This window comes from Methyloversatilis discipulorum (assembly GCF_018780585.1).
GTDB lineage: Bacteria > Pseudomonadota > Gammaproteobacteria > Burkholderiales > Rhodocyclaceae > Methyloversatilis > Methyloversatilis discipulorum_B.
Genome location: NZ_JADMJL010000021.1, coordinates 62,828 through 88,473, shown reverse-complemented (window position 1 = coordinate 88,473; position 25,646 = coordinate 62,828). Strand labels below are relative to the sequence as shown.

The following is a 25,646-nucleotide window of genomic DNA, read 5'->3' as shown; positions in this document are numbered from 1 at the left end:
GATGATCATCAACGGTGTAGCGATCGACGACACTTTCGCCGAAGCATTCGGCATGCGGGGCATCCGCCTCATCATCACCGCGTACAACGAAACCTGGGCGCTCAATTCGGCCAACGCGATGACCGGCTTCGCGACCTCGGTCATCGCCTGCGGCGCCGAGGCGGGCATCGAGCGCGTGCTGTCGCCGGCGGAAACGCCGGACGGCCGCCCGGGCGTGTCGGTGCTGGTGTTCGCGGTGTCGAGCAAGGAACTGATCAAGCAGATCGAACGACGCGTCGGCCAGTGCGTGCTGACCAGCCCGACCAGCGCCATCTTCGCCGGTCTGGACGAAGGCGACCCGGTGCCGCTGGGCAAGACGCTGCGCTATTTCGGCGACGGCTTCCAGACCTCGAAGCAGATCGGCGGCAAGCGCTACTGGCGCGTGCCGGTGATGGACGGCGAATTCCTGGTGCAGGACACCGCGCGCATGGTGAAGGCGGTCGGCGGCGGTAACTTCCTGGTGCTGGCCGACACCCAGGTGCAGGCGCTGGAAGCCTGCGAGGCGGCCATCCGAGAAATGCGCAAGCTGCCGGAAGTGGTGATGCCCTTCCCGGGCGGCGTCGTGCGTTCGGGTTCCAAGGTCGGCTCGAAGTACAAGGCGCTGTCGGCCTCGACCAATGACGCCTTCTGCCCGACGCTGCGTGGCGCGACCAAGTCCGAACTGGACGAGCGCATCGGCGCCGTGCTCGAAATCGTCATCGACGGCCTGACCGACGCCTCGGTCAAGAAGGCGATGGAGGTCGGCATGCGTGAAGTCTGCAAGATCGGCGCGGCCGGCGGCATCCGCCGCCTGTCGGCCGGCAACTACGGCGGCAAGCTCGGCCAGTTCCAGTACCACCTGCGGGAGATCCTGTCATGAGCGCGCTGGTATTCACGCTGCGCAACGCACCTGCCCAGCGCGTCGACGCCGGCGCCCTGAATCCGACCGCGCTGGCCGGCCTGTCGGTCGCCGACATCGCGGCGCTCACGCTGCAGATCGGCAAGCGCACGGTACGCGTCGACGAGGTGTTCACGCTTGAAGGCGACGACACGGCGGACCTCGTGTTCCGCGGTGACTGCGGCAAGTTCGAGCGCATCGGTGCCGGCATGAAGTCGGGCCGGGTGACGGTCGAAGGCAATGCTGGCGCCTACGTCGGTCAGGGCATGCTCGGCGGCACCATCGCCATCAGCGGCAACGCCGGCGCCTTCTGCGCGACCGGCATGAAGGGTGGTCGCATCGAGGTCGCAGGCGACGTCGCTGAATTCGCCGGCGGCGCCATTCCAGGTGAAATGAAGGGCATGGCCGGTGGTCTGCTGCTGGTCGGCGGCAACGCTGGCGAGCGCCTCGGCGACCGCATGCGCCGCGGCCAGATCCTGGTCAGCGGCAACGCGGGCGACTACTGCGGCGCGCGCATGATCGCCGGCACCATCGCGGTGGCTGGCACGGTCGGCGCCTACCCGGGCTACCTGATGAAGCGCGGCACGCTGATCGTGAACAGCCTGCCGACGCAGATGCTGCCGGGCATGGTCGATTGCGGTCCGCACCGTCTCGGCTTCCTCAGCCTGCTCTACGCGAGCTGGAAAGGTCTGCCGGGGGCGTTCGGTGCCCTGGATGCCAGTGCCTGCACGGTCCGCCGCTACATGGGCGACATGGGCGTGGTCGGCCGCGGCGAACTGCTGGTCCGCGCTTGACGACGCATCGCTGGTGGCCGGAATCGCTGCATCCGCTGGTCGGGCGCAACGCGGCCGGCCGCCTGCTCGTGACCGAAGCGCTGCTGCGCTGCTGGATGTCGCGCCCCGAACTGGCGCTCGTCGACGACAGCTGCGTCGCGGAACGTGCGCTGGTGGCATCGCTCGACGCCGCGCCTGCGCGCATCGTCGAACACGGTGAGATCGCCGCCATCAAGGACGAGGACGCGCGCGACAACTGGTTCGCCTACGTCGCCTTCCGCGACCGTGTGCTGGCGCAGCCGGATCTCGAATCGGCCTGGCTGGAGCTGTTCCTCGACGGCCTGTCCGGCATCGCGCCGCTGTTCGTGCCGCAACTCACCGAAATAATCCTGCACGCGCTGCTGGAGGACTGCGACGACCCGCTGATGTGGCGCGCCGCGGAACTGTTCTTCCGCAATCAGCGCGCGACGCCACAGTCCGGCCGCGTGCTGATGGCCGACGCCGAAGTGCTCGGCGACTACGCCGAAACAGGCGGCTTCGGCAATATCGGCCGCCTCATCCTGCAGGCGGGTGCCGCGCCGCGGGCTGCGAATCTCGACGTGCTCGATCCGGCCAACGCCGCCGATCTGTACGCAAGGGTGGGGCGTCGCGCCGTGCTGCCGCTGAACGTCGGCCAGCCCGGGCTGGATGCGCTGTGCCGCGTGATGGAGCGCTGGATCGCGCATTTCTACGGCTGCGCGGTCCGCATCGCACCGCAGAAGGACATCCACGACGATCGCTGGGCCTGGCACATCGGCCTCGATCGCGAGGCGATGGACCTGCTGAACACGCTGTACGAGGGCGGCGAACTGGCGCCCGACCGCATGGCCCGCATCATTGCGCTGTTCCGCCTCGATTTCGTCGACCCGCAGGAGATGCGCGCCGAACTGCGCCGCGACGGCGAAGCGCGTCCGGTCTGGATGGCGCTGGCGATGGACGAAGCGGGTCTGGTGCAGATGAAGCCGCAGAACCTGCTGCTGAACCTGCCGCTCGCCGCGGCGAACTGAACGGCACAGCCGGCGGCGCGCGCTGCTGCGCCGCAATGCGGCGGCGGCTATACTCGCCCGCTTTCCCTGCATCCCCCGTATTGCGCCATGACTGTCGCCAAGCCCGAAACCCGTCCGGCCCGCCCGTATTTTTCTTCCGGCCCCTGCGTGAAGCGTCCGGGCTGGACGCTGGACGTGCTCAAGGACGCCTTCATCAGCCGTTCGCACCGCGCCAAGGACGGTCTGGCCAAGCTGAAGGAGGTCATCGTCCGCAGCCGCGAGGTGCTCGGCATTCCGGACGACTATCGCATCGCCATCGTGCCGGGTTCGGATACCGGCGCGGTCGAAATGGCACTGTGGACGCTGCTCGGTGAGCGCGAGGTCGATTGCCTCGCGTGGGAAGCCTTCGGTGCCAACTGGGTGACCGACGTCGGCCCGGTGCTGAAGCTTGCCAATGCACGCCTGGTGGTCGCGCCCTACGGCAGCCTGCCGGATCTGTCGGCGGTGAGTTGGGACCGCGACGTCGTATTCACCTGGAACGGTACCTCGGGCGGCGTGCGCGTGCCGGACGGCGACTGGATCGCCGATGACCGCGCCGGCCTGTCGATCTGCGACGCGACGTCGGCTGCCTTCGCGATGGAACTGCCGTGGCACAAGCTGGATGTGACCACCTGGTCCTGGCAGAAGGTGCTGGGCGGTGAGGCGGCGCACGGCATGATCGTACTGAGCCCGCGCGCGGTCGAGCGGCTGTACCGCCACACGCCGGCCTGGCCGATTCCGAAGGTGTTCCGCCTGATGAACAAGGGCAAGCTCACCGAAGACCTGTTCGAGGGCAATACCATCAACACGCCGTCCATGCTGTGCGTCGAGGACCAGATCGACGTGCTGCGCTGGGCCCAGGAGATCGGCGGTCTGCCTGCCTTGATCGCGCGCAGCAAGGCCAGTTTCGCGGTGCTCGAAAGCTGGGTGGCGAAGACCGGCTGGGTCGACTTCCTGGCCGACCGCGAGGACGTGCGCTCGCACACCTCGGTCTGCCTGAAGATCACCGACCCGTGGTTCGAGGCGCAGTCGCTGGAGGCGCGCTGGGCCATCGTGCAGCGTCTGTGCGCGCTGCTGGAGGCGGAAGACGCGGCCTTCGACATTTCCGCCTACCGCGACGCGCCGCCGGGCCTGCGCATCTGGTGTGGCGCGACTGTCGATACCGCCGACGTTGCGGCGCTGACGCCCTGGCTGGACTGGGGCTACGCCACGGTTAAGCAGGAGATGAGCCGGTGATGCGCGCCATCCTGTTCGACTGCGACAGCACGCTGTCGACGATTGAAGGCATCGACGTGCTGGCCGAACAGGCCGGCGTGGTCGATCAGGTGGTACCGCTGACCAATGCTGCGATGGAAGGCCGCCTTAAGCTGGAAGAGGCCTATGCGGCGCGGCTGGACCTGATCAAGCCCGACGCGTCGACCATCGACGCGGTCGGCCGCCAATATATCGAGACGCGTGTCGAGGGCGCTGCCGAGGCGATCGCCGCACTCGGCGCGCTGGGCTGGCAGGTGCACGTGGTGAGCGGCGGCATCCGCCAGGCGGTGCTGGCCATCGCGCGCTTTCTCGGCGTGCCGGACGAGCGCGTGCACGCCGTCGACCTGAGGTTCGACGCGAATGGCCACTACGCCGGCTTCGACCCGGAATCTCCGCTGGCGCGCAGTGGTGGCAAGGCGGAAATCGTGCGCCGGGTTGGCGCCGGTGCCGAACGCGTGGTGATGGTCGGTGATGGCATCACCGATCTCGAAGCGGCTGAAGCCGGTGCGCTGGTGATCGGTTTCGGCGGCGTCGTGCGCCGCGAGATCGTCGCCAGCCGGGCGTCGCATTTTATCGATCAGGCCGATCTGCGCGAGGTCGTGCGCCTGCTGGCGACGCCGGAAGAACTGGCGCGCGTCGAGTCGCTGCTGCGCTGAGCGACGTCGGTCAGCGCGTCGCGACGATGCGCCGGCCGTCGCCGGTGACCATGATCAGCGTGCGCGCGTCCGGTCTGTCCTGACGCACCACCTTGTCCATCATTTCGAACAGCCGGTTCTCGATGTCCATCGCCGCGCCGGCGCAGGCCATGCGGGTGGCGGCGATGCGGCCGAAGCGCAGGTCGTGGCCCTGGCGGGCCCAGCTTCCGGTGTAGCGGTTGCAGCCCGCGCGCCCGGCGAGCCGGCCCTCGGGCAGGAATTCGATGTGAGCGTCGACGTCGTCCGGTACTGTCGTCGTGCCGACCTCGCGGATCTGCCAGCGCCCATCCGGCGGTCCGCCGCCGCCGTAGGTGGTGCAGGCCGCAAGCAGCAGAACGCCCAGCAGCGATGCGAGGCGCGTGCTCATGTCAGAAGCGGGGCAGGGCCTGCCGGTAGAGCGGGCCGAAGCACTGCGTCACGTCGGGGCGGTAGCACACGAGGTGACTGTCCTCGCCCTGGCGGAAATGCACGAACACCCGGTAGGTTTCGCCCGAGTCGTCGGCGTTCTGCCCGAGACAGTCCTTGCCGCCGGAGTTGTGCCGGATGGTCACGTTCAGTTCGAAAAAGTCGTCGGCGACCGGCACGCTGGAAAACACATAGCTCACGTCGGTCTGCTCGTTGCCGCTGCTGACGCGGCCGGTGCCGTCGCTGCGATATTCGTAGCTTTCGACGCACTGCGACTCGTCGGTCCAGCTCCACAGCCCGACGATCTGTGGTGCGGCGAGCGGGCCGGCCGTTTCGATGCGCGCGGCCTGCGAGGCCGACGCCGCGAGCAGCGCCGCGCCGAGCAGCAGAGAGGTACAGGCCTGCTTGAATCGATGGATGTGCATGACGGCCTCCGCAGAGCGCGACATGTTTCGATTGTAGGCCGCTGCGTCAGATTCCGTTTGCCGCCTTGCGGCGCAGCGGACCGAAACAGTGCTTCAGTTCCGGTTCCATGCAGACGATGTGCTGGTCGCCATCGGGGTGGAATTTCAGATAGACGGTGTAGCGCTCGTTGGTGTCGTCGCTGGCGGCACCGGCGCAGTCGCGCCCGCCGTTGTCCTTGGTGATGGTCGCCTGCAGCCGGTAGAAGCCGTCCTTCAGTGGCACCGGATCGAAGATGTAGGCCATTTCGGCGCGCTCGTCGCCGCTGCTGACGCGGCCGCTGCCGTCGGCGGCGTACTCGTAGGTTTCGCTGCACTGCTGCGGGTCGGTCCAGCTCCAGCTGCCGGCAAGACGCGGCGACGCCGCGCTCACGCCGGGCTGGGCGGAATCGGCCGGTACGGCAAATGCACCGCTGCAGGCAAACAGTGAAGTGGCGATCAGACTGGCGCAGAGGCGCGGTGCAATGGACATGTCGGGCTCCGGTCGGACGGCTTGCGGGGACGCTGCGGCCGGCGCATTCTGGCACCGGGCTCGCGATGGGACACGGGCAGCGTGCCCGAGTTCTGCGCAAACCTGTGCGGAAATATCTGGCGCCTGCGGTGTCGAAGCCCCCGACCACACCGCATCGCGCAAGGGAGCGCCGCCATGGCCGACACCGTCCTGCTGTCCTATCTGTTCAGCGCCGCCGCTGCGCTGTCGGGCTATCCCGAACTGCCGCTGTCCGAACTGCCGACGCTGCGCATGATGGCGCCGGCTGCACTGGTCGAGGAAGCCTGTCCGGACGATCCGCGCGAGTGCGACAAGCTGGTTGCGCTGTACGACCACGACCGTGAGCAGATACTGATACGCGCCGATCTCGACCTGCAGGACCCGACCGACAATTCCTTCCTGGTGCACGAGTTCGTGCACGTGCTCGAGGCACGGCAGAAAGGTGCGCTGTACCAGCACGACTGCAATGCGACGCTGCGCTCGGAGCGCGACGCCTACCGCGTGCAGAACCGCTACCTGCAGCAGGAAGGGCGCAGCGAGCGCTTCGGCACGCAGCTGGCGACCGTGGTCTGTGCGCGCGATCAGCGCTCGGCCGGCAACGGCACGATGCGCCTCGAAGTCGCACCCGGTGTGGCGAACGAGGAGCGGGTGCTGGAGAACTTCATGCAGGAGCTGCGCGACGGCGCGGCCGCGGCACAGCGCCGCTGACCGCGCCCCCGCGACGCTTCAAAGCAGCACGCGCTCGATGCCGCCGGCGTTGGCCTGCTCGACGTAGCGGGCGGCCCAGTCCTCGCCGAGCAGGTGGCGCGCCATCTCGACCACGATGTAGTCGGCCTGGGTGCTGCTGTCGTTGTCGTAGCGCGACAGGCCCTGCAGACAGGACGGGCAGGAGGTCAGTATCTTCACCTCGCCGGCAAAACCGTCGGCGCGCAGCACGTCCGCGCCCTTGCGCATTTCCTCTTCCTTGCGGAAGCGCACCTGGGTCGAAATGTCCGGCCGGCTGACCGCCAGCGTGCCGCTCTCGCCGCAGCAGCGATCATTCAGCGCCACCTTCGTGCCGTCGGCCGTGCCGACCAGCTGATTCACCACCTTCAGCGGCGCGTGCGTCTTCATCGGCGTGTGGCAGGGGTCGTGATACATGTAGCGCACGCCCTGCACGCCTTCGAGCTTGACGCCCTTTTCCATCAGGTACTCGTGGATGTCGAGCAGCCGGCAGCCGGGGAAGATCTTGTCGAATTCGTACTGCTGCAGCTGGTCCATGCAGGTGCCGCAGGACACGATCACGGTCTTGATGTCGAGATAGTTCAGCGTGTTAGCGACACGGTGGAACAGCACGCGGTTCGAGGTGCTGATCTGCTGTCCCTTTTCCGCGTTGCCGCCGGCGGTCTGCGGATAGCCGCAGCACAGGTAGCCGGGCGGCAGCACGGTCTGCGCGCCGACGTGGTAGAGCATGGCCTGGGTGGCCAGACCGACCTGCGAGAACAGCCGCTCGGACCCGCAGCCGGGGAAGTAGAACACCGCTTCCTGGTCTTCGGACGCGCGCTTCGGGTCGCGGATGACCGGCACGATGGCGGCGTCCTCGATGTCCAGCATCGCGCGCGAGGTGCGCTTCGGCAGGTTGCCCGGCATCGGCTTGTTGATGAAGTGGATCACCTGCGCCTTGATGGTGGGCTTGCCCAGTGTCGGCGGCGGCGCCTTGGTCTGGCGGTCGACCAGGCCGAGTGCCTTGCCCACGCGATGCCCCAGCCGCTGCGCCTTGTAGCCCACGCCCATCATGGCCACGCGCAATGTCTTGATGGTGGCCGGATCGGTCGCGTTCAGGAAGGCCATCGACGCGGCCGTGCCCGGGTTGAACTTGCGCTTGCCCTGCTTGCGCAGTGCATTGCGCATGGCGATCGATACGTCGCCGAAGTCGATGTCCACCGGACAGGGCTTCTCGCAGCGATGGCATACGGTGCAGTGGTCGGCCACGTCGCCGAATTCGTCGAAGTGGCGCAGCGACACGCCGCGTCGCGTCTGCTCCTCATACAGGAAGGCCTCGATCAGCAGCGAGGTGGCGAGGATCTTGTTGCGCGGCGAATAGAGCAGGTTGGCTCGCGGCACGTGGGTCGAGCACACCGGCTTGCACTTGCCGCAGCGCAGACAGTCCTTGATCGAGGTCGCGATCTGGCCGATGTCGCTCATTTCCATGATCAGCGACTCGGTGCCCAGCAGCGAGAAGGAGGGCGTGTAGGCGCGCGACAGATCGCCGCCGGGCAGCAGCTTGCCGGCGTTGAAGTGGCCGTCCGGATCGACCCGCTGCTTGTAGTCGATGAAGGGTGCAAGCTCCTCCGGCGTCAGGAATTCGAGCTTGGTGATGCCGATGCCGTGCTCGCCGGAAATGACGCCGCCAAGCGAACGCGCCAGCGCCATGATGCGGGCCACCGCGGCATTGGCTTCCTGCAGCATGCCGTAGTTGTCCGAATTCACCGGGATGTTGGTATGCACGTTGCCGTCGCCGGCGTGCATGTGCAGCGCGACGAATACGCGGCCGCGCAGCACTTCCTTGCGGATGATTTCGACACGGTCGAGCACCGGCCGGTACATCGCGCCGTCGAAGATCTCGTCCAGCAGCGGCTTCAGTTCGCGCTTCCACGACACGCGCACCGAATAGTCCTGCAGCCGGTGGAACAGGGTCGGCTTTTCGGCGCGGTTGAGCAGCGGTCCCATCTCTACGCCGATCGACATCAGCAGCGGTTCGGCGCGCGCCAGCGGCATGTCGAGATTGTCCAGCAGCCACTGCCAGCGACCGCGTACCGCGGCCACCTGCTGCAGCGCCTGGGTGCGGCGGTCGCCGATCAGTTCGTCGGCATCGACATTGGCGTCGCCGGCATGCAGCGGCAGTTCGCCGCGCAGGAAGTCGACCAGCGCATCGCACAGGCGCAGCTTGCTGGCGATCGACAGTTCGATGTTGATGCGTTCGATGCCGTCGCAGTAGTCGCCCATGCGCGGCAGCGGAATGACCACGTCCTCGTTGATCTTGAATGCGTTGGTGTGGCGGGCGATGGCGGCGGTGCGGGCGCGGTCCAGCCAGAAGGTCTTGCGCGACTCGGCCGATACGGCGATGAAGCCTTCGGCGCCGCGCTGGTTGCACAGGCGAACGACTTCGGACGCTGCGGCCATCACCGTCGTTTCGTCGTCGCCGACGATGTCGCCGATCAGCACCATCTTCGGCCGGCCGTGGCGGCGCGCCTTGGTGGCGTAGCCGACCGCGCGCACGTAACGTTCGTCGAGATGTTCGAGACCGGCCAGCAGCACGCGTGCATTGCCTGACTTGGGAAGACCGTCCAGGTAGTCCTTGATCTCGACGATGGCCGGCACCGCCTCGCGTACCTGGCCGAAGAATTCGAGGCAGACCGTGCGGGTGACCGGCGGCAGCTTGTGCAGGATCCAGCGCGCGCTGGTGATCAGGCCGTCGCAGCCTTCCTTCTGCACGCCGGGCAGGCCGGCGAGGAATTTGTCGGTGACGTCCTTGCCCAGACCTTCCTTGCGGAAGCGCGCACCCGGCACTTCGAGGATGTCGGCTTCGCCCCGTGGCGTGCGGCCGTCGGTTTCGAAACGCTGGATAGCAAAGCGCACGACGGGCGCGTCGTGGATCTTGCCGAGGTTGTGGTCCAGCCGCGTGATTTCCATCGGCCAGCCATCGGCGTCCACCATGCGCCAGCTCGCCAGATTGTCGAGCGCCGTGCCCCACAGTACGGCCTTCTTGCCGCCGGCGTTGGTGGCGATGTTGCCGCCGACACAGGAGGCGTCGGCCGAGGTCGGGTCGCAGGCGAACACCAGGCCGGCGTTCTCGGCGGCATCCATGACGCGGCGGGTGACCACGCCGGCGCCGGTGCGTATCGTCGCGTAGGGCTCGGACAGACCCGGCAGCACCATGGGCTCGACGGCGCCCAGATCGATCAGCTTTTCGGTGTTGATGACTGCTGACTTGGCCGACAGCGGCACGGCGGAACCGGTGTAGCCGGTGCCGCCACCGCGCGGCACGATGGTGAGGCCGAGCTCGATGCAGCCGCGCACCAGCGGCGCGATCTCGTCCTCGGTGTCCGGGTAGAGCACGACCAGCGGATATTCGACGCGCCAGTCGGTGGCATCCGTCACGTGCGATACACGGGCCAGACCGTCGAAGGCGATATTGGCTTCGCGCGTGTGGCGGCCGAGCACCTTGCGGATACGACTGCGCAGCTTGCGGGTCTCACCGAAGCCGGCGGCGAAGGCATCGACCGCGTTGCGCGCGGCAGCCAGCAGTTCGCCCACCTTGCGATCACGCTCCTGCGATGCGGCATCACCGCCCGGCTGGCGGCGCTGTTCGATCTCGCGCAGTCGATGGTGCATCGCACCGACCAGCGCGTCCTGGCGCTTCGGGTTGTCGAGCAGATCGTCTTCGAGATAGGGATTGCGCTGAACGACCCAGATGTCGCCCAGCACTTCGTAGAGCATGCGTGCCGAACGGCCGGTCATGCGCTCGTCGCGCAGGCTGGACAAGGTGTCCCACATGCGGGCGCCGAGCAACCGGATGACGATTTCGCGGTCGGACAGCGAGGTGTAGTTGTACGGGATTTCGCGCAGTCGGGTAGGGTCGCGCGAAGCTTGCAAATCGATGAGCGCGGTAGCGGATTCCATCAACAAGCCATGAAGCGAATCGGAGCGGCATTATACGCCTGCTTCTTGTGCACTGCGCCACAATCGGCGCGAAGTGCGCCGGGGTGTTGTCCATGCGACGCATCCGACCTGTACCTGAACGGAAGAATCGATTGGATACCCTGACTCACGCACTGTCCGGCGCGCTGCTCGGCCGCTTCATGGCACGCGCGCCGGCCGACGAACGCCAGCCCAAGGTCTGGCAGACGGTGCTCGCCGGCGGTCTGGCCGCCACCTTTCCGGACCTCGACTTCGTGCTCGGCTACGTGTCCGAGCTCACCTATCTGCGCGGCCACAGAGGTGTCACGCACTCGCTGATACTGCTGCCGCTGTGGGCGCTGCTGCTGGCCTGGCTGATGCCGCGTCTGCTGAGCGCGCGCGGTGTCGGCTGGCGGCGCTTCTACGCAGTGGCGTGCGCCGGCATCGCCATCCACATCCTGGGCGACCTGATCACGCAGTTCGGCACCATGATCCTGGCGCCGTTCTCGGATCGCCGTTTCGGCTGGGGCACCACCTTCATCATCGACCTGCCGCTGACCGGGCTGCTGATTGCCGGCCTCGCGGCGAGTGCGCTGTGGCGGCGCAGCCGGCTGCCTGCCGCGCTCGGCCTGGCCGCGGTATGCGCCTGGATCGGCGTCGGCGCGGTCGGCAAGTTGGAAGCCATCGAGGCCGCGCGGCGTCATGCGGTGGAGCAGGGCATCGCCTTCGTCTCGATCGACGCGATTCCGCGGCCGGCTTCGCCTTTCAACTGGACCGCGGTGATCGACGACGGCCAGCGTTACCACATCGCGCACATCAACACGCGGCGTTCCGGACTGCTCGAGGCAGGGCCCGACGACAACCTGATCCGCCGCTTCTCGGCCCACTACCGGCCGGTCGCGCTGGCGCAGTGGGAAGTACGCGAACGCTTCGGCAATGGCGGATACGACGGTGTGCGCGAGCAGGTGCGCGCGGTCTGGTCGGCGCCGGATTTCGCCTTCTTCCGCTGGTTCGCGATGTTTCCGGTGCTGGACAGCGTGGGCAGCGCAGGCGGGGGCGCTTGCGTCAGCTTCCGCGACCTGCGCTTCGAGACGCCGGGGCGCGACACGCTGCCGTTCCGCTACGGGCTGTGCGAGAACGGTGCGGGATGGGCGCTGGTCGAGCGGACGATGGCCGGCTGGCGTGCGCTCAGCGGGCGCTGAAAGAGAAAAGCCGGGCCGGCAGTCCGCGGACCACCGACCCGGCTTTCATCGCGGCGGGGCGATCAGTACTTCAGGGTCATCGTCAGCTGGAAGGCACGTTCAGTGCCCGGAACGACCATGCTGCCGTTCTCGTAGATGCCGTCGTAGTAACGCTTGTTGAACACGTTGAGAACGTTCAGCTTGACGTCGTAGCGCGGTTGTTCATATGCAAGCATGAGATCGGCACGCACGTAACTGGGTGCATTCGCGATGCCGACCGGACTGGTACCACCAGTGCCGTAAGCAAGGCGATTGCCCTTGGCTTCGAGGCCGCCTCCTACGCGCCACGCCTCGGTAAGGCGGTAAGTGGTCCAGAGGTTGGCGGTGTAGCGTGGCGTATTGCGAGGCCGCAGGCCGACTATGTTCGGGTTATTCACGGCGAAGACTTCGTCGATTTCAGCGCGCATTAGTGCGATGCCACCGAACATGTCCCATTTTGGCGAAATACGACCTGCGGCTTCGAATTCGATACCGTCGGTGTGACGCTCCTTGGAGAGAACAGAGGAGTTCGCTTGTTCGAGATCAGTATTGCGTTCATTGAACTTGGTCGCACGGTACAGAGCCGTACGCAGCGACAACGCGCCGTCCAGCAGTTCCCACTTTGAACCCAGTTCCACCGTGCGGCTGCGTTCGGCGTCGTAGCGCGTGCCGTTGTTCAACTGGTACAGGTCGGCCGTTGGGTTGAACGAGTCACTCCAGGCGAAGTAGTAAGTCGAGGTATCGTCCGGCTGGAAAAGCAGGCCGCTGCGATAGCTCCACTCGTTGTACTTGAGGCGAAACTGCGGATTGGCAACCGTGTAGTAGTCAGCATCCATCCGGTCGTGGCGCAGACCAAGCAGCAGCTTCCATTGCGGCATGAATTCGATCTGGTCCTGTGCGTACACTCCGATCGAGTCACCCTCGTAACCGGCTCGGTTGGTGCGGGTGCGATTGCCGTAGTTTGCCGGGAGAACGGGATCAGGGTTCGCGTTACCGACGGTGGTGGCTGGGGCGGCAGCGGCGACGTAGTTCCAGCGGTCCTGCTTTTCGTTCAGAAGTTCGACACCCATCAGCACTTCGTGCTTCATGCCGGCGGCCTCGAACTTCGTGGTCAGATCGCTCTGCAGCGTGACGGTCTGCTCATGGGCGCCACGGGCGTGCGTCCGGCGACCCACCGTAGTTGCGTCGGTGACAGTAGTGGTGTTGATCCCGGCACCCAATGTCGGCTGTGTTGCCCACAATGCACGCTTGTAGTCGGCGAAACGCAGGACCGTTCGTACTTCGGTGTCCTGCGTGAAGCGGTGTGTCCAGATGCCAGTACTGATGTTGGTGTCGTTACGCTCGTAGTCGGACGGAGTGCCATAAAAACGGCTTGCCGACACGTCCAGCGGGCGACGGGTGATCTGAGTGCGGGTAACCGCACCCGCGCGGCTGATGAAGGGGACGCCGAAGTCAGGGACATCGTCTGTCGAGAGATAGAGGTGTCCGATCGAGAACTCGTCGGCGGTGCCGATGCCCCAGCGCAGCGTGGGGGCGATGCCCTCGCGTTTGGTCTCGACGCCGCGACGCGAACTTTCCGCATCGGTTTTCATCGCGCTGATGCGCAGGGCGGCGTTCTCGCCGACTACCTTGTTCACGTCAGCTGTGACACGGCCGTACTCATAGCTGCCGACGGTGGCCGACACTTCGGTGCGGTCGACGAGGCCCGGCTGCTTGCTGACGCGGTTGATCACGCCGCCGGCCTGACCTCGGCCGAACAGCATGGCGGCCGAGCCGCGCAGGACGTCGATCTGCTCGACGTGGAAGACTTCCCGATTGTACTGTGCGACGTCGCGCACCCCGTCCAGGTACAGGTCGCCGAAGGAATAGAAGCCGCGCAGCATGATGTTGTCGCCGATGCGACCGCCTTCGCCGGAGTTGAAGGTGAGGCCGGCGACATGACGCAGCGCGCTCTTCATGGTGTCGGCATTGCTGTCCAGCATCAGCTGCTCGGTCACCGTGGTGATCGCCTGCGGAATGTCCTTGGCCAGCTGCTTGGTCTTGGCCGACGTGACGATGCCTGTCTGGTAGCCGCGGTTCGGCGAGTTCGGGCGGTCGTACTCGTCGCGCACCTTCACTTCCGGCAGAACCGGAACATTGGAGTCGGTGGCGGGCTTCTGTTCTTCGGCGCCGGCGGTGGACGACAGGGCCATCAGCATGGCCGCGGCCAGCGTCAGCGGCTGCTGCGGGATCGAGCGTTTCATCAGTGCTAGTCCAGTAGGTTGATATCGGGGGCTGGACTGGCTTGCTGCGACGCAATGGGGCTGGCTGGTCCGCTGCCCGGCGCGTGCGAGGAGCACGAACATGGGCAAGTGCGGCGCAGTGTAAATGAGAACGGTTATTGGAAACTGGATGTTGCGGCGTCGCAACAATCGATTCGCGTGCAATCGAAATTCCGCGCGGGTCGGCGGATTGCGCGGACTGTCTCTGTGTGGTCCGCTCGGGTAGAATGAAAACTGTTCTCAACATCTGAATCAGCGGATATCGCAATGCCGACGCCTTCCGACGTGGAATCCCAGACGCCCGGTCCGACCGCCGGCTTCGCGCTGAGCAGCGCCACCGTCGGCGCGCCGATGACCGTGGTCGAGGTGCGTGCCGACGCCCGGGCGCCGGAATGGGCCAGCCGGCTGCGCGAACTCGGGTTCATCAGTGGTGAATCGGTACGCGTGCTGCGTCGCGGTCAGCCGGGCGGCGAGCCGCTGGCGGTAAGGGTCGGCGTGTCGACGTTTGCGCTGCGCCGCGCCGAAGCCGACTGCGTAATGGTGCGAGCGGCCGATGGAGCGGCAGCGTGACGCAGACGGTGGTCGATAGCAGCCGGCTCGGTCCGGCCTTGCTGGCGCTGGTGGGCAACCCGAATTGTGGCAAGACCGCGCTGTTCAACCTGCTCACCGGCAGCCGGCAGAAGGTGGCGAACTATGCCGGCGTGACCGTCGAGCGCAAGGAGGGCGTGCTGCGCACCCCGTCCGGCCGCCGGCTGGCGGTGCTCGATCTGCCCGGCACCTACAGCCTGACGCCGCATTCGCCGGACGAGCAGGTCACATGTGATGTGCTCGCGGGGCGTCTGTCCGGCGAGCGTCGTCCCGATCTGATCCTTGCGGTGGTCGATGCGACCCACCTGCCGCGTCAGCTCAGACTGGTGCTCGGTCTGATGCGCCAGGGGCTGCCGGTGGTGGTTGCGCTGAACATGACCGATCTGGCACGGGCGCGTGGCATCCACGTCGATGCCGAGGCGCTGTCGAAAGCGCTCGGCGTGCCGGTGGTGACCACGGTGGCGGTGAAGTCGGGTGGCGCCGACGCGCTGCTCGAACTGCTCGAGGACGTGCGCCCGGGCGCCGCGCTGCCGGCGGCGGAAGCGGGCGACGTCGCCGACGACCACAGACGTGTGCGCGACATCCTGGCTTCGCTCGGGCTCGACACCGTGCAGGCGCACGCCTTCAGCGACCGCGCCGACCGCGTGCTGCTGCATCCGCTGGTCGGCCCGCTGCTGCTGTGCGCGCTGCTGTTCCTGATCTTCCAGGCGGTGTTCGCCTGGGCCGAGGCGCCGATGGGCTGGATCGAGGCGGCGACCGCCACGATCGGCGAAGCGGTCGGATCGATCCTGCCGGACGGCCTGCTGCGCAGTCTGCTGGTCGACGGCATCGTCGCCGGGCTGGGCGGCGTGCTGGTCTTCCTGCCGCAGATCGTCATCCTGTTCTTCTTCATCCTGCTGCTCGAGGAATCGGGCTACCTGCCGCGCGCCGCCTTCCTGCTCGACCGGCTGATGGGCGGCGTCGGGCTGTCCGGCCGCTCCTTCATTCCGCTGCTGTCGAGCTTCGCCTGCGCGATACCGGGCATCATGGCCACGCGCACGATCCAGAACCCGCGCGACCGCTGGGTCACCATCATGATCGCGCCGCTGATGACCTGTTCGGCGCGGCTGCCGGTGTACGCGCTGCTGATCGGCGCCTTCATTCCGTCGCGCACCGTTGCCGGCGGGCTGGAACTGCAGGGGCTGGTGCTGTTCGCGCTCTACCTGGCGGGCATCGTGTCGGCCATCGCCATCGCCTGGCTGCTCAAGCGCTTCGGTGCGCGCGACCTGACGCAGACGCTGATGATGGAACTGCCGGACTATCACTGGCCGTCGGTGCGCAATATCGCGATCGGCCTGTGGCAGCGCGTGCTCATCTTCCTGCGCCGGGTCGGCGGCATCATCCTCGCGCTGACCGTGCTGCTGTGGTTCCTCGCCACCTTCCCGGCACCGCCGCCCGGCGCCACCGGCCCGGCGATCGAGTACAGCTTCGCCGGCACGCTGGGCCGCTTCCTGCTGCCGCTGTTCGAGCCGGTGGGCTTCAACTGGCAGATCGCGGTCGCGCTGGTGCCCGGCATGGCGGCGCGCGAGGTGGCGGTCAGCGCACTGGGTACCGTCTATGCCTTGTCGGCCACCGCGGACGACACTGCGCAGGCGCTGGCACCGCTGATTTCGGCCAGCTGGGGGCTGCCCACAGCGTTGTCGCTGCTCGCCTGGTTCGTGTTCGCGCCGCAATGTCTGTCGACGCTGGCCACCGTGCGGCGTGAAACCGGTGGCTGGCGGGCGCCGCTGCTGATGGCGGGCTATCTGTTCGGGCTGGCCTGGCTGGCAGCCTTCCTGACCTTCCGCATCGCATCAGGAGTGAGTGGATGACCGTACTGACCGACTTCGTTGCGCTGTGTGCCGTGGCGCTGGCCGCGCTGGCGGCCGGTCGGGCACTGCGTCAGTGGTGGCGCGCCCTGCGTGCGCCGTCCGCCGGTTGCGGTGGATGCACCGGCTGCAGCCGGCCGTCCGCGCTTCAGACGCGCCCGGACGGCGAATCGAGCAGGTGCTGATAGACGTAGCTGCGCAGCAGTATCCAGCTCTGGTTGTCCAGTTCTGCGAATTCGATGCCGCAGGCGACACCGCCGTCCGGCAGCGGATGGGCGTTGCGCACCGTGCCTTCGCACTGCACCTCGATGTCGACGAAATGCAGATTGAGCGGCAGCGTGAAGCTCAGCGTTTCCCCCACTTCGCCCGCGGCGGCGCTGCTGCGCAGTTCGGCCCCGGTGGCGCTCAGATTGGTGACGCGCACGGCGCGCGCGTCAGCGCCCTTGAGCTGTACCGCGATGTCGGTGCGGACGCGTTCGGCGCGGCGGATGCGACGGCTCGATACCGCGGGCGGAAACTCCAGGTGCAGGTATTCGTAGGGACTGACTGCGCGTTTGAGCACGCGGCTGTTGAAGCTGAAGGCCTTGCGTCCGGAGAAGGTGCGCACCAGCACGGTGTCGCCTTCGATCAGCGAGCCGCTCCAGTTCTTTTCGTCGGGCATGCTGACCAGCAGCGAACGGTCTTCGGTATAGCCGACCAGCCTGACGACGCGTGCGCCTCCGGTGATCTTGGCCGGTGGATCGAGCTGCATGCGGTCGCCGACCTTCAGGCCCATGCCGAGGAAGGTCGAGGTGCTGGATTCGATCGGATTGCTTGCCATCGGAGGATATCTGCCGTGTCTCTGGTGCCGGGTCTGCCGCGTTCACTCGTGGTGGACGGGCACCGAGGTCTACGGCGCGCGCGCCGTCTTCTAAACCCCTGTCCACGCATTTTTGCCGATCATGCCGGCTCGGCGATCAGTACAGCCTGTCCGTCGTGCGCGTCATGCAGCAGCCGGCAGCGCAGGCCGAAGGCCTGTGCCAGTTCGGGCGACGCCAGCACGGCGGCGGGGGCGGCATCGGCGCGGATGCGACCTTCAGCCAGCAGCACCATCCGGTCGGCGTAGCGCGCAGCCAGATTCAGGTCATGCACGATGGCCAGCACCGCACAGCCTCGACGCCGGGCGAATTCGCGTGCGCAGGCCAGCGTGCGGTGTTGCCAGGCGATGTCGAGCGCCGCCACCGGCTCGTCGAGCAGCAGCGCGTGCGCGCCTTCGGGTGCCGTCCAGATCTGCGCCAGCGCGCGCGCCAGGTGCACGCGTGCCTGCTCGCCGCCGGACAGCGTGGCACAGATGCGTGCCGCCATGCCGTCGACGCCGGTCAGCGCCATCGCGGCGCGTGCGATCTGCCGGTCTTCGGCGCCCGGGCGTCCGTGGTGGTGAGGGAAGCGGCCGAGCTCGACCACCTGGGCCGCGGTGTATTCGAGGTCGGTGCGCTGGTGCTGGGCATGCACGGCGCGCATTTGCGCCAGCGCAAGCGGTGCGATGTCCTGAAGCGCGGCGCCGGCGCACAGCACGCTGCCGTGTGCGACGTCCATATCGCCGGCCAGTGCGCGCAGCAGCGTGGTCTTGCCGGCGCCATTCGGGCCGACCAGCGCCAGCAGTTCGCCCGGCTTCAGCGTCAGCGTAACGTCGTCGAGCAGCAGGCGACGGCCGGCACGAACGGTCAGATTGCGGGCAGCGAGCATGTCAGGTGCTTTCGTGCGCGGCGCGACGGCGCAGCAGGGCGATGAAGAAGGGGGCGCCGAACAGTGCCGTCAGCACGCCGATCGGTAGTTCGGCCGGCGCCACCCAGGTACGGGCGGCGCTGTCGGCCAGCACGACCAGTGCGGCGCCGGTCAGTGCGCTGGCCGGCAGCAGTCGGGCATGTGCCGGACCGACCAGCCGGCGTGCGAGGTGAGGCGCGATCAGCCCGATGAAGCCCAGCGTGCCGGTCAGCGCCGTGGTCGCGCCGACCGACAGCGCGATCAGCAGCACGCAACTGCGGTTCAGCCGCGCGGTGGCGACGCCGAGGTGGGCGGCCTGCGACTCGCCCAGCGCGAGCGCATCGAGCGGTCCGGCGCGGCGCAGCAGCGCGCCCAGTGCCAGCGCGACCGCCAGCGTTGCCGCCACCACGCCGGGCCAGGTCGCGCCGGCGAGGCTGCCCAGCGTCCAGAAGGTGAACTGCCGCACCTGCGCGTCGCTGCCCATGAACATGAGCAGACCGATGCCGGACATCGCCAGCGCGTTGATGGCAATGCCCGACAGCAGCATCAGCGTGACCGAACTGCGGCCATTGCGGCGCGAGGCCGCATAGACGACGGCGGTGGTCAGCGCGGCGCCGGCGAAGGCGGCCAGCGGCAGTGCCGAGCTGGCCAGCCAGCCGCCCGCGCTCATCGCCCGTTCGCCGAGAACGACGACACAGGCGGCCGCGAGTGCCGCGCCGCTGCTGACGCCGACCAGCCCCGGGTCGGCCAGCGGATTGCGCATCAGACCCTGCATCGCGGCACCGGCGATGCCCAGACCGGCGCCAGCGATCACGCCGAGCAGCACGCGCGGCAGGCGCAGCGTGCGCACCACCAGTTCGGCTTCGCTGCCGGCGTCGGCACCGAACAGCGCGCCGAGCACGGCCGTCGGCGACAGGCTGACCGCGCCGCTGCCCAGTGCCAGCACGACGACGCAGAACAGCGCCAGCGCGAGCGCCGGCAGTGCCAGCGAAGCAGGCGCCCCGGCCGACAGAGTGAGTGCGCGCGTATTCACGGCGCGCGCATCCGGCGCGCCAGTTCGCTCACCGCCTGTGGCAGGCGCGGGCTGAAGCCCAGCATGCGCAGTGCGTCGAGGCTGACCAGCCGGCCCGCCCGCGCGGCCGGCAGCGCCGCCAGTCCGGGGCGGGCGAGGAAGGCGCTGGCGCCACCGGCGGCGGCGATGGCCTCGTCAGTCGTCACGATCACGTCGGGCGCCGCGGCCAACGCGGCTTCGAGCGTCAACGGCCGGTAACCGCGGAAGCGTCCGGCCATCACGTTGACGGCGCCGGCGTAGCCCAGCATCGCGTCGGCCGCCGTGTCGTCGCCAGCCACCATCGGACTGCTGCCGCCGTGGTCGAGGATGAACAGCGCGCGCGGCCGGCCGGGCAGGGCGCCCACCTCGCGCTGTGCCGTCTTCCAGTCGTGATCGAAGCGCTCAGCCAGTGTGCGGCCGGCGTCTTCCATCGCCAGCGCGGCGGCGACCATGCGGATCGCGTTGCCGACCTGCGCCGCGCTGTGGTCCGGCGGCAGCTGGATCACCTGCACGCCGGCGCCGCGCAACTGGGTCAGCGTGACTGGCGGGCCGGCATCGGCGGTGGCGATCAGGTGGGTGGGCCGCATCGACAGCACGCCCTCCGCCGCCAGCGCACGCTGATAGCCCACCTTGGGCAGCGCCTGCGCGGACGCCGGCCAGGTGCTGGTGGTGTCGGTGGCGACGATACGGTCGGCTGCGCCCAGCGCATGGACGATTTCGGTCACCGCGCCGCCGACCGTGACCAGCCGCTGCGCCGGTGCGGCGACTGCCGCGCCGGCGGCGAACAGCAGCGCCACCAGCGTGCTGCGGAGCAGTCGGCGGCTCATGCCGCGAGGCTGTCGGCGGTGCCGAGCTGGGCCACCAGTGCGCGCCAGTCCTCGCGCTCCGGCTTGCCCGGTTTGCGCTCCCCGAAGAACAGCGCGATGGTTTCACCGGCTGCGTCGAGCAGTTCGACCGAGGTGACGACGCCATCGGCGGTCGGCTTGCGCACGATCCAGGTCTGGTCGACCAGGTCCTGCCGCAGGTGCAGGTTGAAGCCGGGGTCGAGTACGTTGAGCCAGGGCCCCATCACTTCGACCCGATGCACCGGCCCGGTGTGGATCTGGATCATGCCCGGGTTGCCGACGAAGCACATGACCGACACCCCATCGGCGGCCGCCGCTTCGAGCAGCGAACGCGTCAGATCGTTGCCGATCCGGTTGGCGTGGCCCTCGGGCGCGATCTGCATGGCCTGGCGGCGCGATACCTTGTGCCGGCGCAGCAGCGGGAAGAAGTCGTGCGTGTCCTGCATGCCCAGCCAGTCGCGGCGGAAGGCGACGGCGTCGATTGCGTCGAGCGGCGTTTCGTCGCTGGCGGGCGCGCTGCGCGGCGCGACCTTTTCGCCGGCGCTCTGGTCGGCGGCGGCGAATTCGGCGACCAGCCGGTCCCAGGCTGCGAGATCGGTGCCGGCGCGCGAGAACACCTTGTGCACGGCGTCGCCATGCGCGTCATAGAACTGCAGGCTGCGCGACTCGCCCTTCGGACCCTGTTCGGTCACTGCGTAGCCGTATGCCCAGCGACCGTAGAAGATGCGCAGGTCGATGGCGCTGCCCAGCGCCAGACCGACCTTGGCATCGCCGGACATCTGTTCGAAGCAGCCGGTCTTTTCATGGACAGCGGCTTCGTTGCGGGTCAGCGCCATCACCTCGCCCAGTTCGGGCATGCGGCGAAACAGCGTGTCGAAGGGCGCGGTCAGGCGCACGGCGTCGCGGCCGACGCCGCTGGCAATCGCCTCGCCCTCGCTGATACCGAGGGCTGCGGCGGCGTCGCGATTGCGCAGGCGGCGCTCCGCCTTCAGCGCGTGGAAGGTGTGATAGAGGCTTTCCGGATCGGTGTGCGGCGTCATCGCGGTCTCCCGGTATCAGGCGCGACGACGCGACAGGGCGCCGAGCAGGCCGAGGCCGGCAGCCAGCGACATCCAGGTCGCCGGTTCCGGCACCGACTGGGCGAGTACGGCGAGCTGGTCGAGGCTGAGGTGCGCTTCCGAGCTGGTGAAGCTGAACTGCAGCGACAGCGGATCGGTGACCACCCAGGTCCAGTAGGCCTCTTCCTCGCTGCCACCGAAGCCGCCGAGCGCGGCGCTGTAACTGACCACCTTGTTCGCGGCGATGCCATTGAGCGTGGCGACGGTGTCGGCCGCCGTGCCCTGGGTCGCGATGCGCAGCCACACATTCCAGGTGCCGCTCTGCGCGACGTCGAGGTCGACCAGGAAGAAGGCTGCGCCGGCGGCGCTATACAGGTTGCCGCTGCCGGTCAGGAAGCTGCCGGCGCCCGGGTTGAGCTGGCTGACGCTGCCACTGCCGGCGATGTCGGGCGTGGCGTCGGTGCTGAAGCTGTCGAACACGTTCCACTCGGCATAGACGCTGCCGCTGGCCCACGGCGTGGCGGCGGAACTGCCGTTGCCGTCATGACCGGCGAGCGGGGTGTCCCAGCTGGCGCTGGTGGCGAAGGCGGCGGTGGAGGACAGTGCGCACAGGGCGCCAGCGGACAGCAGAAGGCGGAAAGACATGATGGACCTCGTTCTGAGCCATCTATCCCTTCCCCGCGAAGGCGATCGATCAGGCGGTTTCTGTGATTTGAAAACCTGCTCCGCGGCCCCGCGCCGCCGGAGTGTGCTGCGTCACGCCGGTCTCAGCCGGGCGCGAAATCGATGACGTACCGATACTGCTTGCCGCAGTCGATGATGACTTCCTTCTGGCCGCGCTTGAGCAGGCGGACCTCGACGCTCAGCGAGCCGAAGCCGTCGTGCCGGATCAGGTCGTCCAGCAGGGCGGACAGGCGCACCTTCAATGCTTCGGTCGGTTCGTTGCCTGAGGCGGACATGGATGCTTGCGGTCTGGCCGCGGACGGTCGATTTCATTAAATGATAATGATTCGCAGTATGGTGTCAAGCCTCAGGCATGACGACAGCGCTGCGCAGCATCGCGGCGTGGGCGAGCAAAGGGGAACGAGATGAATGCAAGGGCCCGGAGGCGGCCGCCAGTGAGGAGCGGGACGACGTTGCGCCGCCCCGCTGGGTGATCAGTTGCCGACCTTGCGCAGAACGAAGCGGCTGGCCAGCCCGGTGGCGTCACCGCGTTCTTCCAGCACGTCGAGCAGCAGAGTGCCCGAGCCGAGCTGATCGAGTGCCGACGGTGCGATCCAGTACTCGCACCCGGCCACTTCACCCAGCTTGACGTCATGATCGTCGACCGGCAGCGAGCCAACCGGGCGGCAGCGCGGCTGCAGCACGTCACCGGTCGCGTCGTGCAGGAACATCAGCGGCCCGTAGCGCGCCGACAGCCGGATGATGAGCATGACGGCATCGACGCTGGCCGCCAGTGCGGGAAATTCGGACGGATCGGGCATGAGACCGAGGCAGTAGGGGTCGGATGGATGTGGCATGGTGCGGTCATTCAATGGAGGTGGCGGCCCGTCCGCTGCCGCGCGTCGGCGCGTGGCGCCGCGTTCCGGGCGTGGCGTGCCGGTGCGCAGTCATCGACAGCTGTAGAACGGCCATGCTGGCAGACATCGGACGTGACTCCTGTGCGGAAAGACAGGATGGGCGCGGCGCCCCTCGCAGGGGCGTCGCGGAAACAGGCCGTCCCAGCAAGAGCCGAGCCAAGTGCGATGAATGGCGCTGGAGCATGATTAGGAATGGTTTTTTCCCGCATGGCGAACATTCAAACGCCGTGATGTGTCCAGTTACGGTGCATGACGGTGTTCATGCGTGCAACGCGTGTTTCATTTGCATGTCATTGATTGGGCGCGGAAATCCAGTACAGAAGCGCATTCTTGCAGCCCTGCAGTGTTCCTGACATATGAAATATCGTTCAGAACCTCATCGTCACCGACAGCTTCGCCGTCCGACCGGGCGCCTGTATGCCGACCGCACCGGCGAAGCCATCCTGCAGGCAGTAGGTTTCGTTGGTGAGGTTGTCGAGATTGAAGCGCAGTTGTGTGTCACGCGTCATCTGCCAGCTGGCGAACAGGTCGTACAGGCGTACGCCGTATTGCGTGCCTATCGTGCCGACGCCCGGCACGACCAGTGTGCCGGGACGCGAGCACACGGTTTCTACCGTGCTGGCAGCCGCCCGGCGGTCAGCGATGTCGCGTATCCGCACGCCGGCTTCGACCCGCCCGTCGAACCCGCGCACGCCGGCACTGATGCTCAGTGTGTCGCCGGGCACGCCATAGAGCGCGTAGTCGGTGCCGGCCACCGCATTGGTGATGCGGCCGTCGATCTGTGACCACGACAGCGACGAGAAGGCATGCAGTCCGTCGTAACTGATTTCCAGTTCGGTGCCCTTGCGCCGCTCCTTGCCCGGCTGGCCGACTTCGCCCCCGATATTGCTCAACGACGTCAGGAGATGGCGGGTGTGGATGTCGTAGTAGGTGACCCGCGCCTGCCAGCGCCCGTCGCGCGGCGAGGAGGGTTGCGGCATCCAGGCCAGCGTCAGTTCGTGGTTCGACGATTCCTGCGGCCGGTAGAGTGCTCCGCAGATTTCGTTGTCGGGCGCGAGGTCGAGTGCAGGATCGTAGGTCTGACCGTAGCCTGAAGGGTCGTACAGCGGTTCCGGATAAAGCACCGGATTGCCGGGCAAGGACCAGCCAGCGCTTTTCGCGCAGCGGCTGGCGAAACTGCCGCGGGCGAAGTACTCGTCAACCAGCGGCGGGCGGAAAGCTTCGTGGTAGCGCACGGTGGCCGACCAGTCGCTGCGCGGGATGCGCCAGGTGAGCGCCGCCGCCGGCGACAGCTTGACGAAGCGGATGTCCGGCGACTGTCCGGCGGCGATCATGTTGGTGCGCGTCTGACCCTCGGCGCTGACGTGGTAGCGGTCGAGTCGCGCACCCAGCGTGAAGGTGAAGGCGCCGAGCGTGAAGGCGTTCTCGACGATCAGTGCATCGGACACCTTGTCGCCCGGCGGTTGCGCCTCGTTGAAGCCGTTCGGGTAGACCTGCTGGTTGGTCAGCGCGCGCGAGGTGACGCGTGCGATATCGCGGCTATTACGTATGCCCTGGTAGCCGATGCTGAGCACGCCCTGCAGTTCGCCAATCGCGTAACGCGTGTCATTGAACACTTCGGCGGTCCAGATCGAGTAGCGCCAGGCGTCGTCGCAGCGATCGATGCGGAAAGCCGCCGGAAAGGCGGTCGATGGCGATACGCAGATGCGGCTCTGGGTGATGCGATGCACGTCATCCAGGTCGGTCGTTTCATAGGCGAGGGTGCCGCGCAGCGCGATCCATGAATCGGCCGGCGTGTAGTTCATGCGCAGATTGGTGGTGGTGTCCTCGATGCTGCGTTCGACCACGCCGAACTGGCCTGCACTGCCGGCAGTCGCGTCGTAGGGTGCGCGCTCGGGGCCTCCCGTGTAGTAGGTCTGGCTCAGTTCCAGCGTCAGGTCGTCGCTGGCGTAGAAGGTGGCCTTGGCGAAGCGGCTTTCCGAGTGCACCGCGGTCAGGTCGAGCCGGCTGCGGTCGGGCAGGCGGATGTCGTCCGAGTCGCGCCGGGCGATCGAGACGACCAGATCGAGATAACCGTTCGGCCGACCGTATACCGTCACCATGCGCAGCCGCTCATTGCTGTTCGCGTTGTAGCCATACTTGATCTGGGCGCCGACGCGCTCACCCGGCCGCAGGTAGTCGGCAGCGGATTTCGTGGTGGCCGAGATGGTGCCACCGAGCGCACCGGAGCCGGACTTCAGCGACGGCCCGCGCTCGATCTCGATGGCCTTCAGCAGTTCGGGTTCGATGAATACGCCGCTGCCGAAGCGGTACTTCTCGAAGCCTTTCACTGCGCCGTCGATCTTGAACAGCACGTCCTCGTTGTCGGAGAAGCCGCGCAGGTTGAATTTCATGCCGCTGGCGCGCGGACCGCCGTCGACGGCGACACCCGGCACGTCCTTCAGCAGGTCGAATATCGTGCCCGCCTGGCGGCGTTCGATCGCCTCGGGTCCTATCGTCGTGACCGGCCGATCGGGGGTCAGTTCGACCGCGGGCGGACGGATGTCGTCGCGGGAGTCGCGCACCTCCACTTCCGGCAGCGTGACGACGTCCTCCTCAGACAGCGCATCGTCCTGCGCCGCGCACGCGAGCGGCCACATCAGCGCCAGCAGCAGCTGCGGGCGCAGGGGAATTCGGTGTTTCAAGATGTCGTGACAGTCTGGATGGGCGAACGCAAGCGGGCGGCACCCTCGAGGG

At 67.5% G+C, this 25,646-nt stretch carries 24 protein-coding genes; 10 read left to right on the top strand and 14 right to left on the bottom strand.

What is annotated here, in order from left to right:
- Position 1: 1 nt before the first annotated feature.
- The 5 genes from fhcD to IV112_RS10900 all read left to right on the top strand — a co-directional run bounded on the left by fhcD (position 2) and on the right by IV112_RS10900 (position 4,663).
- Complete coding sequence (fhcD, locus tag IV112_RS10920; RefSeq protein WP_296810811.1) at positions 2 to 898, top strand: formylmethanofuran--tetrahydromethanopterin N-formyltransferase; 897 nt, start codon at positions 2 to 4, stop codon at positions 896 to 898.
- Positions 895 to 1,710 carry a formylmethanofuran dehydrogenase subunit C gene (locus IV112_RS10915; RefSeq protein ID WP_304003514.1) on the top strand — a complete coding sequence of 272 codons (816 nt, stop codon included), beginning with the start codon at positions 895 to 897 and terminating at the stop codon, positions 1,708 to 1,710. Before fhcD ends, IV112_RS10915 begins: the two co-directional genes overlap by 4 nt.
- Positions 1,707 to 2,735 (top strand): DUF6352 family protein, encoded by a 1,029-nt coding sequence (locus IV112_RS10910; protein ID WP_304003513.1) that lies wholly within the window; start codon positions 1,707 to 1,709, stop codon positions 2,733 to 2,735. The genes IV112_RS10915 and IV112_RS10910 overlap by 4 nt, the downstream gene beginning before the upstream one ends.
- Before the next feature lie 87 nt (positions 2,736 to 2,822).
- Positions 2,823 to 3,989, top strand: coding sequence for a phosphoserine transaminase (locus IV112_RS10905; RefSeq protein ID WP_304003512.1), 1,167 nt, complete (start codon positions 2,823 to 2,825; stop codon positions 3,987 to 3,989).
- Positions 3,989 to 4,663: an HAD-IB family phosphatase gene (locus IV112_RS10900; protein ID WP_304003557.1), complete on the top strand. Its 675-nt coding sequence runs from the start codon at positions 3,989 to 3,991 to the stop codon at positions 4,661 to 4,663. Before IV112_RS10905 ends, IV112_RS10900 begins: the two co-directional genes overlap by 1 nt.
- A gap of 10 nt (positions 4,664 to 4,673) precedes the next feature.
- Here IV112_RS10900 and IV112_RS10895 read toward each other — a convergent pair whose 3' ends face one another.
- Genes IV112_RS10895 through IV112_RS10885 form a run of 3 tightly spaced genes read right to left on the bottom strand, consistent with a single transcriptional unit; the run spans position 4,674 to position 6,040 of the window.
- The gene (locus IV112_RS10895) at positions 4,674 to 5,069 is read right to left on the bottom strand and encodes an META domain-containing protein (RefSeq protein WP_304003511.1); all 396 of its coding nucleotides are present in this window, start codon (positions 5,067 to 5,069) and stop codon (positions 4,674 to 4,676) included.
- A gap of 1 nt (position 5,070) precedes the next feature.
- Positions 5,071 to 5,532 carry a hypothetical protein gene (locus IV112_RS10890; protein ID WP_304003510.1) on the bottom strand — a complete coding sequence of 154 codons (462 nt, stop codon included), beginning with the start codon at positions 5,530 to 5,532 and terminating at the stop codon, positions 5,071 to 5,073.
- Positions 5,533 to 5,578: 46 nt separating this feature from the next.
- On the bottom strand, positions 5,579 to 6,040 hold the full coding sequence (locus IV112_RS10885; protein WP_304003509.1) for a hypothetical protein: 462 nt from the start codon (positions 6,038 to 6,040) through the stop codon (positions 5,579 to 5,581).
- 174 nt (positions 6,041 to 6,214) lie between these two features.
- Here IV112_RS10885 and IV112_RS10880 point away from each other — a divergent pair, with 174 nt between their 5' ends.
- Entirely contained in the window at positions 6,215 to 6,766 is a 552-nt protein-coding gene (locus tag IV112_RS10880; protein WP_304003507.1) for a DUF6647 family protein, read from the top strand.
- Between the two features lie 18 nt (positions 6,767 to 6,784).
- On the opposite strand, the gene IV112_RS10875 is transcribed toward IV112_RS10880, so the two are convergent.
- Complete coding sequence (locus IV112_RS10875) at positions 6,785 to 10,720, bottom strand: DUF3683 domain-containing protein (protein WP_304003506.1); 3,936 nt, start codon at positions 10,718 to 10,720, stop codon at positions 6,785 to 6,787.
- A 131-nt stretch (positions 10,721 to 10,851) separates the two neighbouring features.
- Between IV112_RS10875 and IV112_RS10870 the strand changes: the two genes are divergently transcribed.
- A complete protein-coding gene (locus tag IV112_RS10870; protein ID WP_304003505.1) occupies positions 10,852 to 11,919 on the top strand; it encodes a metal-dependent hydrolase in 1,068 nt (355 codons plus the stop codon).
- A gap of 62 nt (positions 11,920 to 11,981) precedes the next feature.
- Here IV112_RS10870 and IV112_RS10865 read toward each other — a convergent pair whose 3' ends face one another.
- Positions 11,982 to 14,180 carry a TonB-dependent receptor gene (locus IV112_RS10865; RefSeq protein WP_304003504.1) on the bottom strand — a complete coding sequence of 733 codons (2,199 nt, stop codon included), beginning with the start codon at positions 14,178 to 14,180 and terminating at the stop codon, positions 11,982 to 11,984.
- Between the two features lie 285 nt (positions 14,181 to 14,465).
- Here IV112_RS10865 and IV112_RS10860 point away from each other — a divergent pair, with 285 nt between their 5' ends.
- Genes IV112_RS10860 through IV112_RS10850 form a run of 3 tightly spaced genes read left to right on the top strand, consistent with a single transcriptional unit; the run spans position 14,466 to position 16,818 of the window.
- Positions 14,466 to 14,768: a FeoA family protein gene (locus tag IV112_RS10860; protein WP_304003502.1), complete on the top strand. Its 303-nt coding sequence runs from the start codon at positions 14,466 to 14,468 to the stop codon at positions 14,766 to 14,768.
- On the top strand, positions 14,765 to 16,636 hold the full coding sequence (feoB, locus tag IV112_RS10855; protein WP_304003501.1) for a ferrous iron transporter B: 1,872 nt from the start codon (positions 14,765 to 14,767) through the stop codon (positions 16,634 to 16,636). Before IV112_RS10860 ends, feoB begins: the two co-directional genes overlap by 4 nt.
- Positions 16,633 to 16,818: a hypothetical protein gene (locus IV112_RS10850; protein ID WP_304003500.1), complete on the top strand. Its 186-nt coding sequence runs from the start codon at positions 16,633 to 16,635 to the stop codon at positions 16,816 to 16,818. Before feoB ends, IV112_RS10850 begins: the two co-directional genes overlap by 4 nt.
- On the opposite strand, the gene IV112_RS10845 is transcribed toward IV112_RS10850, so the two are convergent.
- The 9 genes from IV112_RS10845 to IV112_RS10805 all read right to left on the bottom strand — a co-directional run bounded on the left by IV112_RS10845 (position 16,782) and on the right by IV112_RS10805 (position 25,594).
- Positions 16,782 to 17,453 (bottom strand): flagellar brake protein, encoded by a 672-nt coding sequence (locus tag IV112_RS10845; protein ID WP_304003499.1) that lies wholly within the window; start codon positions 17,451 to 17,453, stop codon positions 16,782 to 16,784. The two genes, IV112_RS10850 and IV112_RS10845, sit on opposite strands and share 37 nt — an antisense overlap.
- Positions 17,454 to 17,572: 119 nt before the next feature.
- A complete protein-coding gene (locus IV112_RS10840) occupies positions 17,573 to 18,358 on the bottom strand; it encodes a heme ABC transporter ATP-binding protein (RefSeq protein ID WP_304003498.1) in 786 nt (261 codons plus the stop codon).
- Between the two features lies 1 nt (position 18,359).
- Positions 18,360 to 19,409: a FecCD family ABC transporter permease gene (locus IV112_RS10835; protein WP_304003497.1), complete on the bottom strand. Its 1,050-nt coding sequence runs from the start codon at positions 19,407 to 19,409 to the stop codon at positions 18,360 to 18,362.
- Positions 19,406 to 20,254, bottom strand: coding sequence for a heme/hemin ABC transporter substrate-binding protein (locus IV112_RS10830; protein WP_304003496.1), 849 nt, complete (start codon positions 20,252 to 20,254; stop codon positions 19,406 to 19,408). The genes IV112_RS10835 and IV112_RS10830 overlap by 4 nt, the downstream gene beginning before the upstream one ends.
- Entirely contained in the window at positions 20,251 to 21,312 is a 1,062-nt protein-coding gene (locus IV112_RS10825) for a hemin-degrading factor (protein WP_304003495.1), read from the bottom strand. The genes IV112_RS10830 and IV112_RS10825 overlap by 4 nt, the downstream gene beginning before the upstream one ends.
- Before the next feature lie 15 nt (positions 21,313 to 21,327).
- Positions 21,328 to 21,975, bottom strand: coding sequence for a PEP-CTERM sorting domain-containing protein (locus tag IV112_RS10820; RefSeq protein ID WP_304003494.1), 648 nt, complete (start codon positions 21,973 to 21,975; stop codon positions 21,328 to 21,330).
- Between the two features lie 122 nt (positions 21,976 to 22,097).
- A complete protein-coding gene (locus tag IV112_RS10815) occupies positions 22,098 to 22,289 on the bottom strand; it encodes a hypothetical protein (protein WP_019918582.1) in 192 nt (63 codons plus the stop codon).
- A gap of 198 nt (positions 22,290 to 22,487) precedes the next feature.
- Entirely contained in the window at positions 22,488 to 22,850 is a 363-nt protein-coding gene (locus IV112_RS10810; protein ID WP_304003493.1) for a DUF779 domain-containing protein, read from the bottom strand.
- A 428-nt stretch (positions 22,851 to 23,278) separates the two neighbouring features.
- Complete coding sequence (locus IV112_RS10805) at positions 23,279 to 25,594, bottom strand: TonB-dependent receptor domain-containing protein (RefSeq protein WP_304003492.1); 2,316 nt, start codon at positions 25,592 to 25,594, stop codon at positions 23,279 to 23,281.
- Positions 25,595 to 25,646 lie beyond the last annotated feature (52 nt).

What these genes read in the sequence shown, in the direction of transcription:
- fhcD (WP_296810811.1), top strand. Translation starts at nt 2, where the DNA reads ATGATCATCAACGGTGTAGCGATCGACGACACTTTCGCCGAAGCATTC.
- IV112_RS10915 (WP_304003514.1), top strand. Translation starts at nt 895, where the DNA reads ATGAGCGCGCTGGTATTCACGCTGCGCAACGCACCTGCCCAGCGCGTC.
- IV112_RS10905 (WP_304003512.1), top strand. Translation starts at nt 2,823, where the DNA reads ATGACTGTCGCCAAGCCCGAAACCCGTCCGGCCCGCCCGTATTTTTCT.
- IV112_RS10900 (WP_304003557.1), top strand. Translation starts at nt 3,989, where the DNA reads ATGCGCGCCATCCTGTTCGACTGCGACAGCACGCTGTCGACGATTGAA.
- IV112_RS10895 (WP_304003511.1), bottom strand. Translation starts at nt 5,069, where the DNA reads ATGAGCACGCGCCTCGCATCGCTGCTGGGCGTTCTGCTGCTTGCGGCC.
- IV112_RS10890 (WP_304003510.1), bottom strand. Translation starts at nt 5,532, where the DNA reads ATGCACATCCATCGATTCAAGCAGGCCTGTACCTCTCTGCTGCTCGGC.
- IV112_RS10885 (WP_304003509.1), bottom strand. Translation starts at nt 6,040, where the DNA reads ATGTCCATTGCACCGCGCCTCTGCGCCAGTCTGATCGCCACTTCACTG.
- IV112_RS10880 (WP_304003507.1), top strand. Translation starts at nt 6,215, where the DNA reads ATGGCCGACACCGTCCTGCTGTCCTATCTGTTCAGCGCCGCCGCTGCG.
- IV112_RS10875 (WP_304003506.1), bottom strand. Translation starts at nt 10,720, where the DNA reads ATGGAATCCGCTACCGCGCTCATCGATTTGCAAGCTTCGCGCGACCCT.
- IV112_RS10865 (WP_304003504.1), bottom strand. Translation starts at nt 14,180, where the DNA reads ATGAAACGCTCGATCCCGCAGCAGCCGCTGACGCTGGCCGCGGCCATG.
- IV112_RS10860 (WP_304003502.1), top strand. Translation starts at nt 14,466, where the DNA reads ATGCCGACGCCTTCCGACGTGGAATCCCAGACGCCCGGTCCGACCGCC.
- IV112_RS10850 (WP_304003500.1), top strand. Translation starts at nt 16,633, where the DNA reads ATGACCGTACTGACCGACTTCGTTGCGCTGTGTGCCGTGGCGCTGGCC.
- IV112_RS10845 (WP_304003499.1), bottom strand. Translation starts at nt 17,453, where the DNA reads ATGGCAAGCAATCCGATCGAATCCAGCACCTCGACCTTCCTCGGCATG.
- IV112_RS10840 (WP_304003498.1), bottom strand. Translation starts at nt 18,358, where the DNA reads ATGCTCGCTGCCCGCAATCTGACCGTTCGTGCCGGCCGTCGCCTGCTG.
- IV112_RS10830 (WP_304003496.1), bottom strand. Translation starts at nt 20,254, where the DNA reads ATGAGCCGCCGACTGCTCCGCAGCACGCTGGTGGCGCTGCTGTTCGCC.
- IV112_RS10825 (WP_304003495.1), bottom strand. Translation starts at nt 21,312, where the DNA reads ATGACGCCGCACACCGATCCGGAAAGCCTCTATCACACCTTCCACGCG.
- IV112_RS10820 (WP_304003494.1), bottom strand. Translation starts at nt 21,975, where the DNA reads ATGTCTTTCCGCCTTCTGCTGTCCGCTGGCGCCCTGTGCGCACTGTCC.
- IV112_RS10815 (WP_019918582.1), bottom strand. Translation starts at nt 22,289, where the DNA reads ATGTCCGCCTCAGGCAACGAACCGACCGAAGCATTGAAGGTGCGCCTG.
- IV112_RS10810 (WP_304003493.1), bottom strand. Translation starts at nt 22,850, where the DNA reads ATGCCACATCCATCCGACCCCTACTGCCTCGGTCTCATGCCCGATCCG.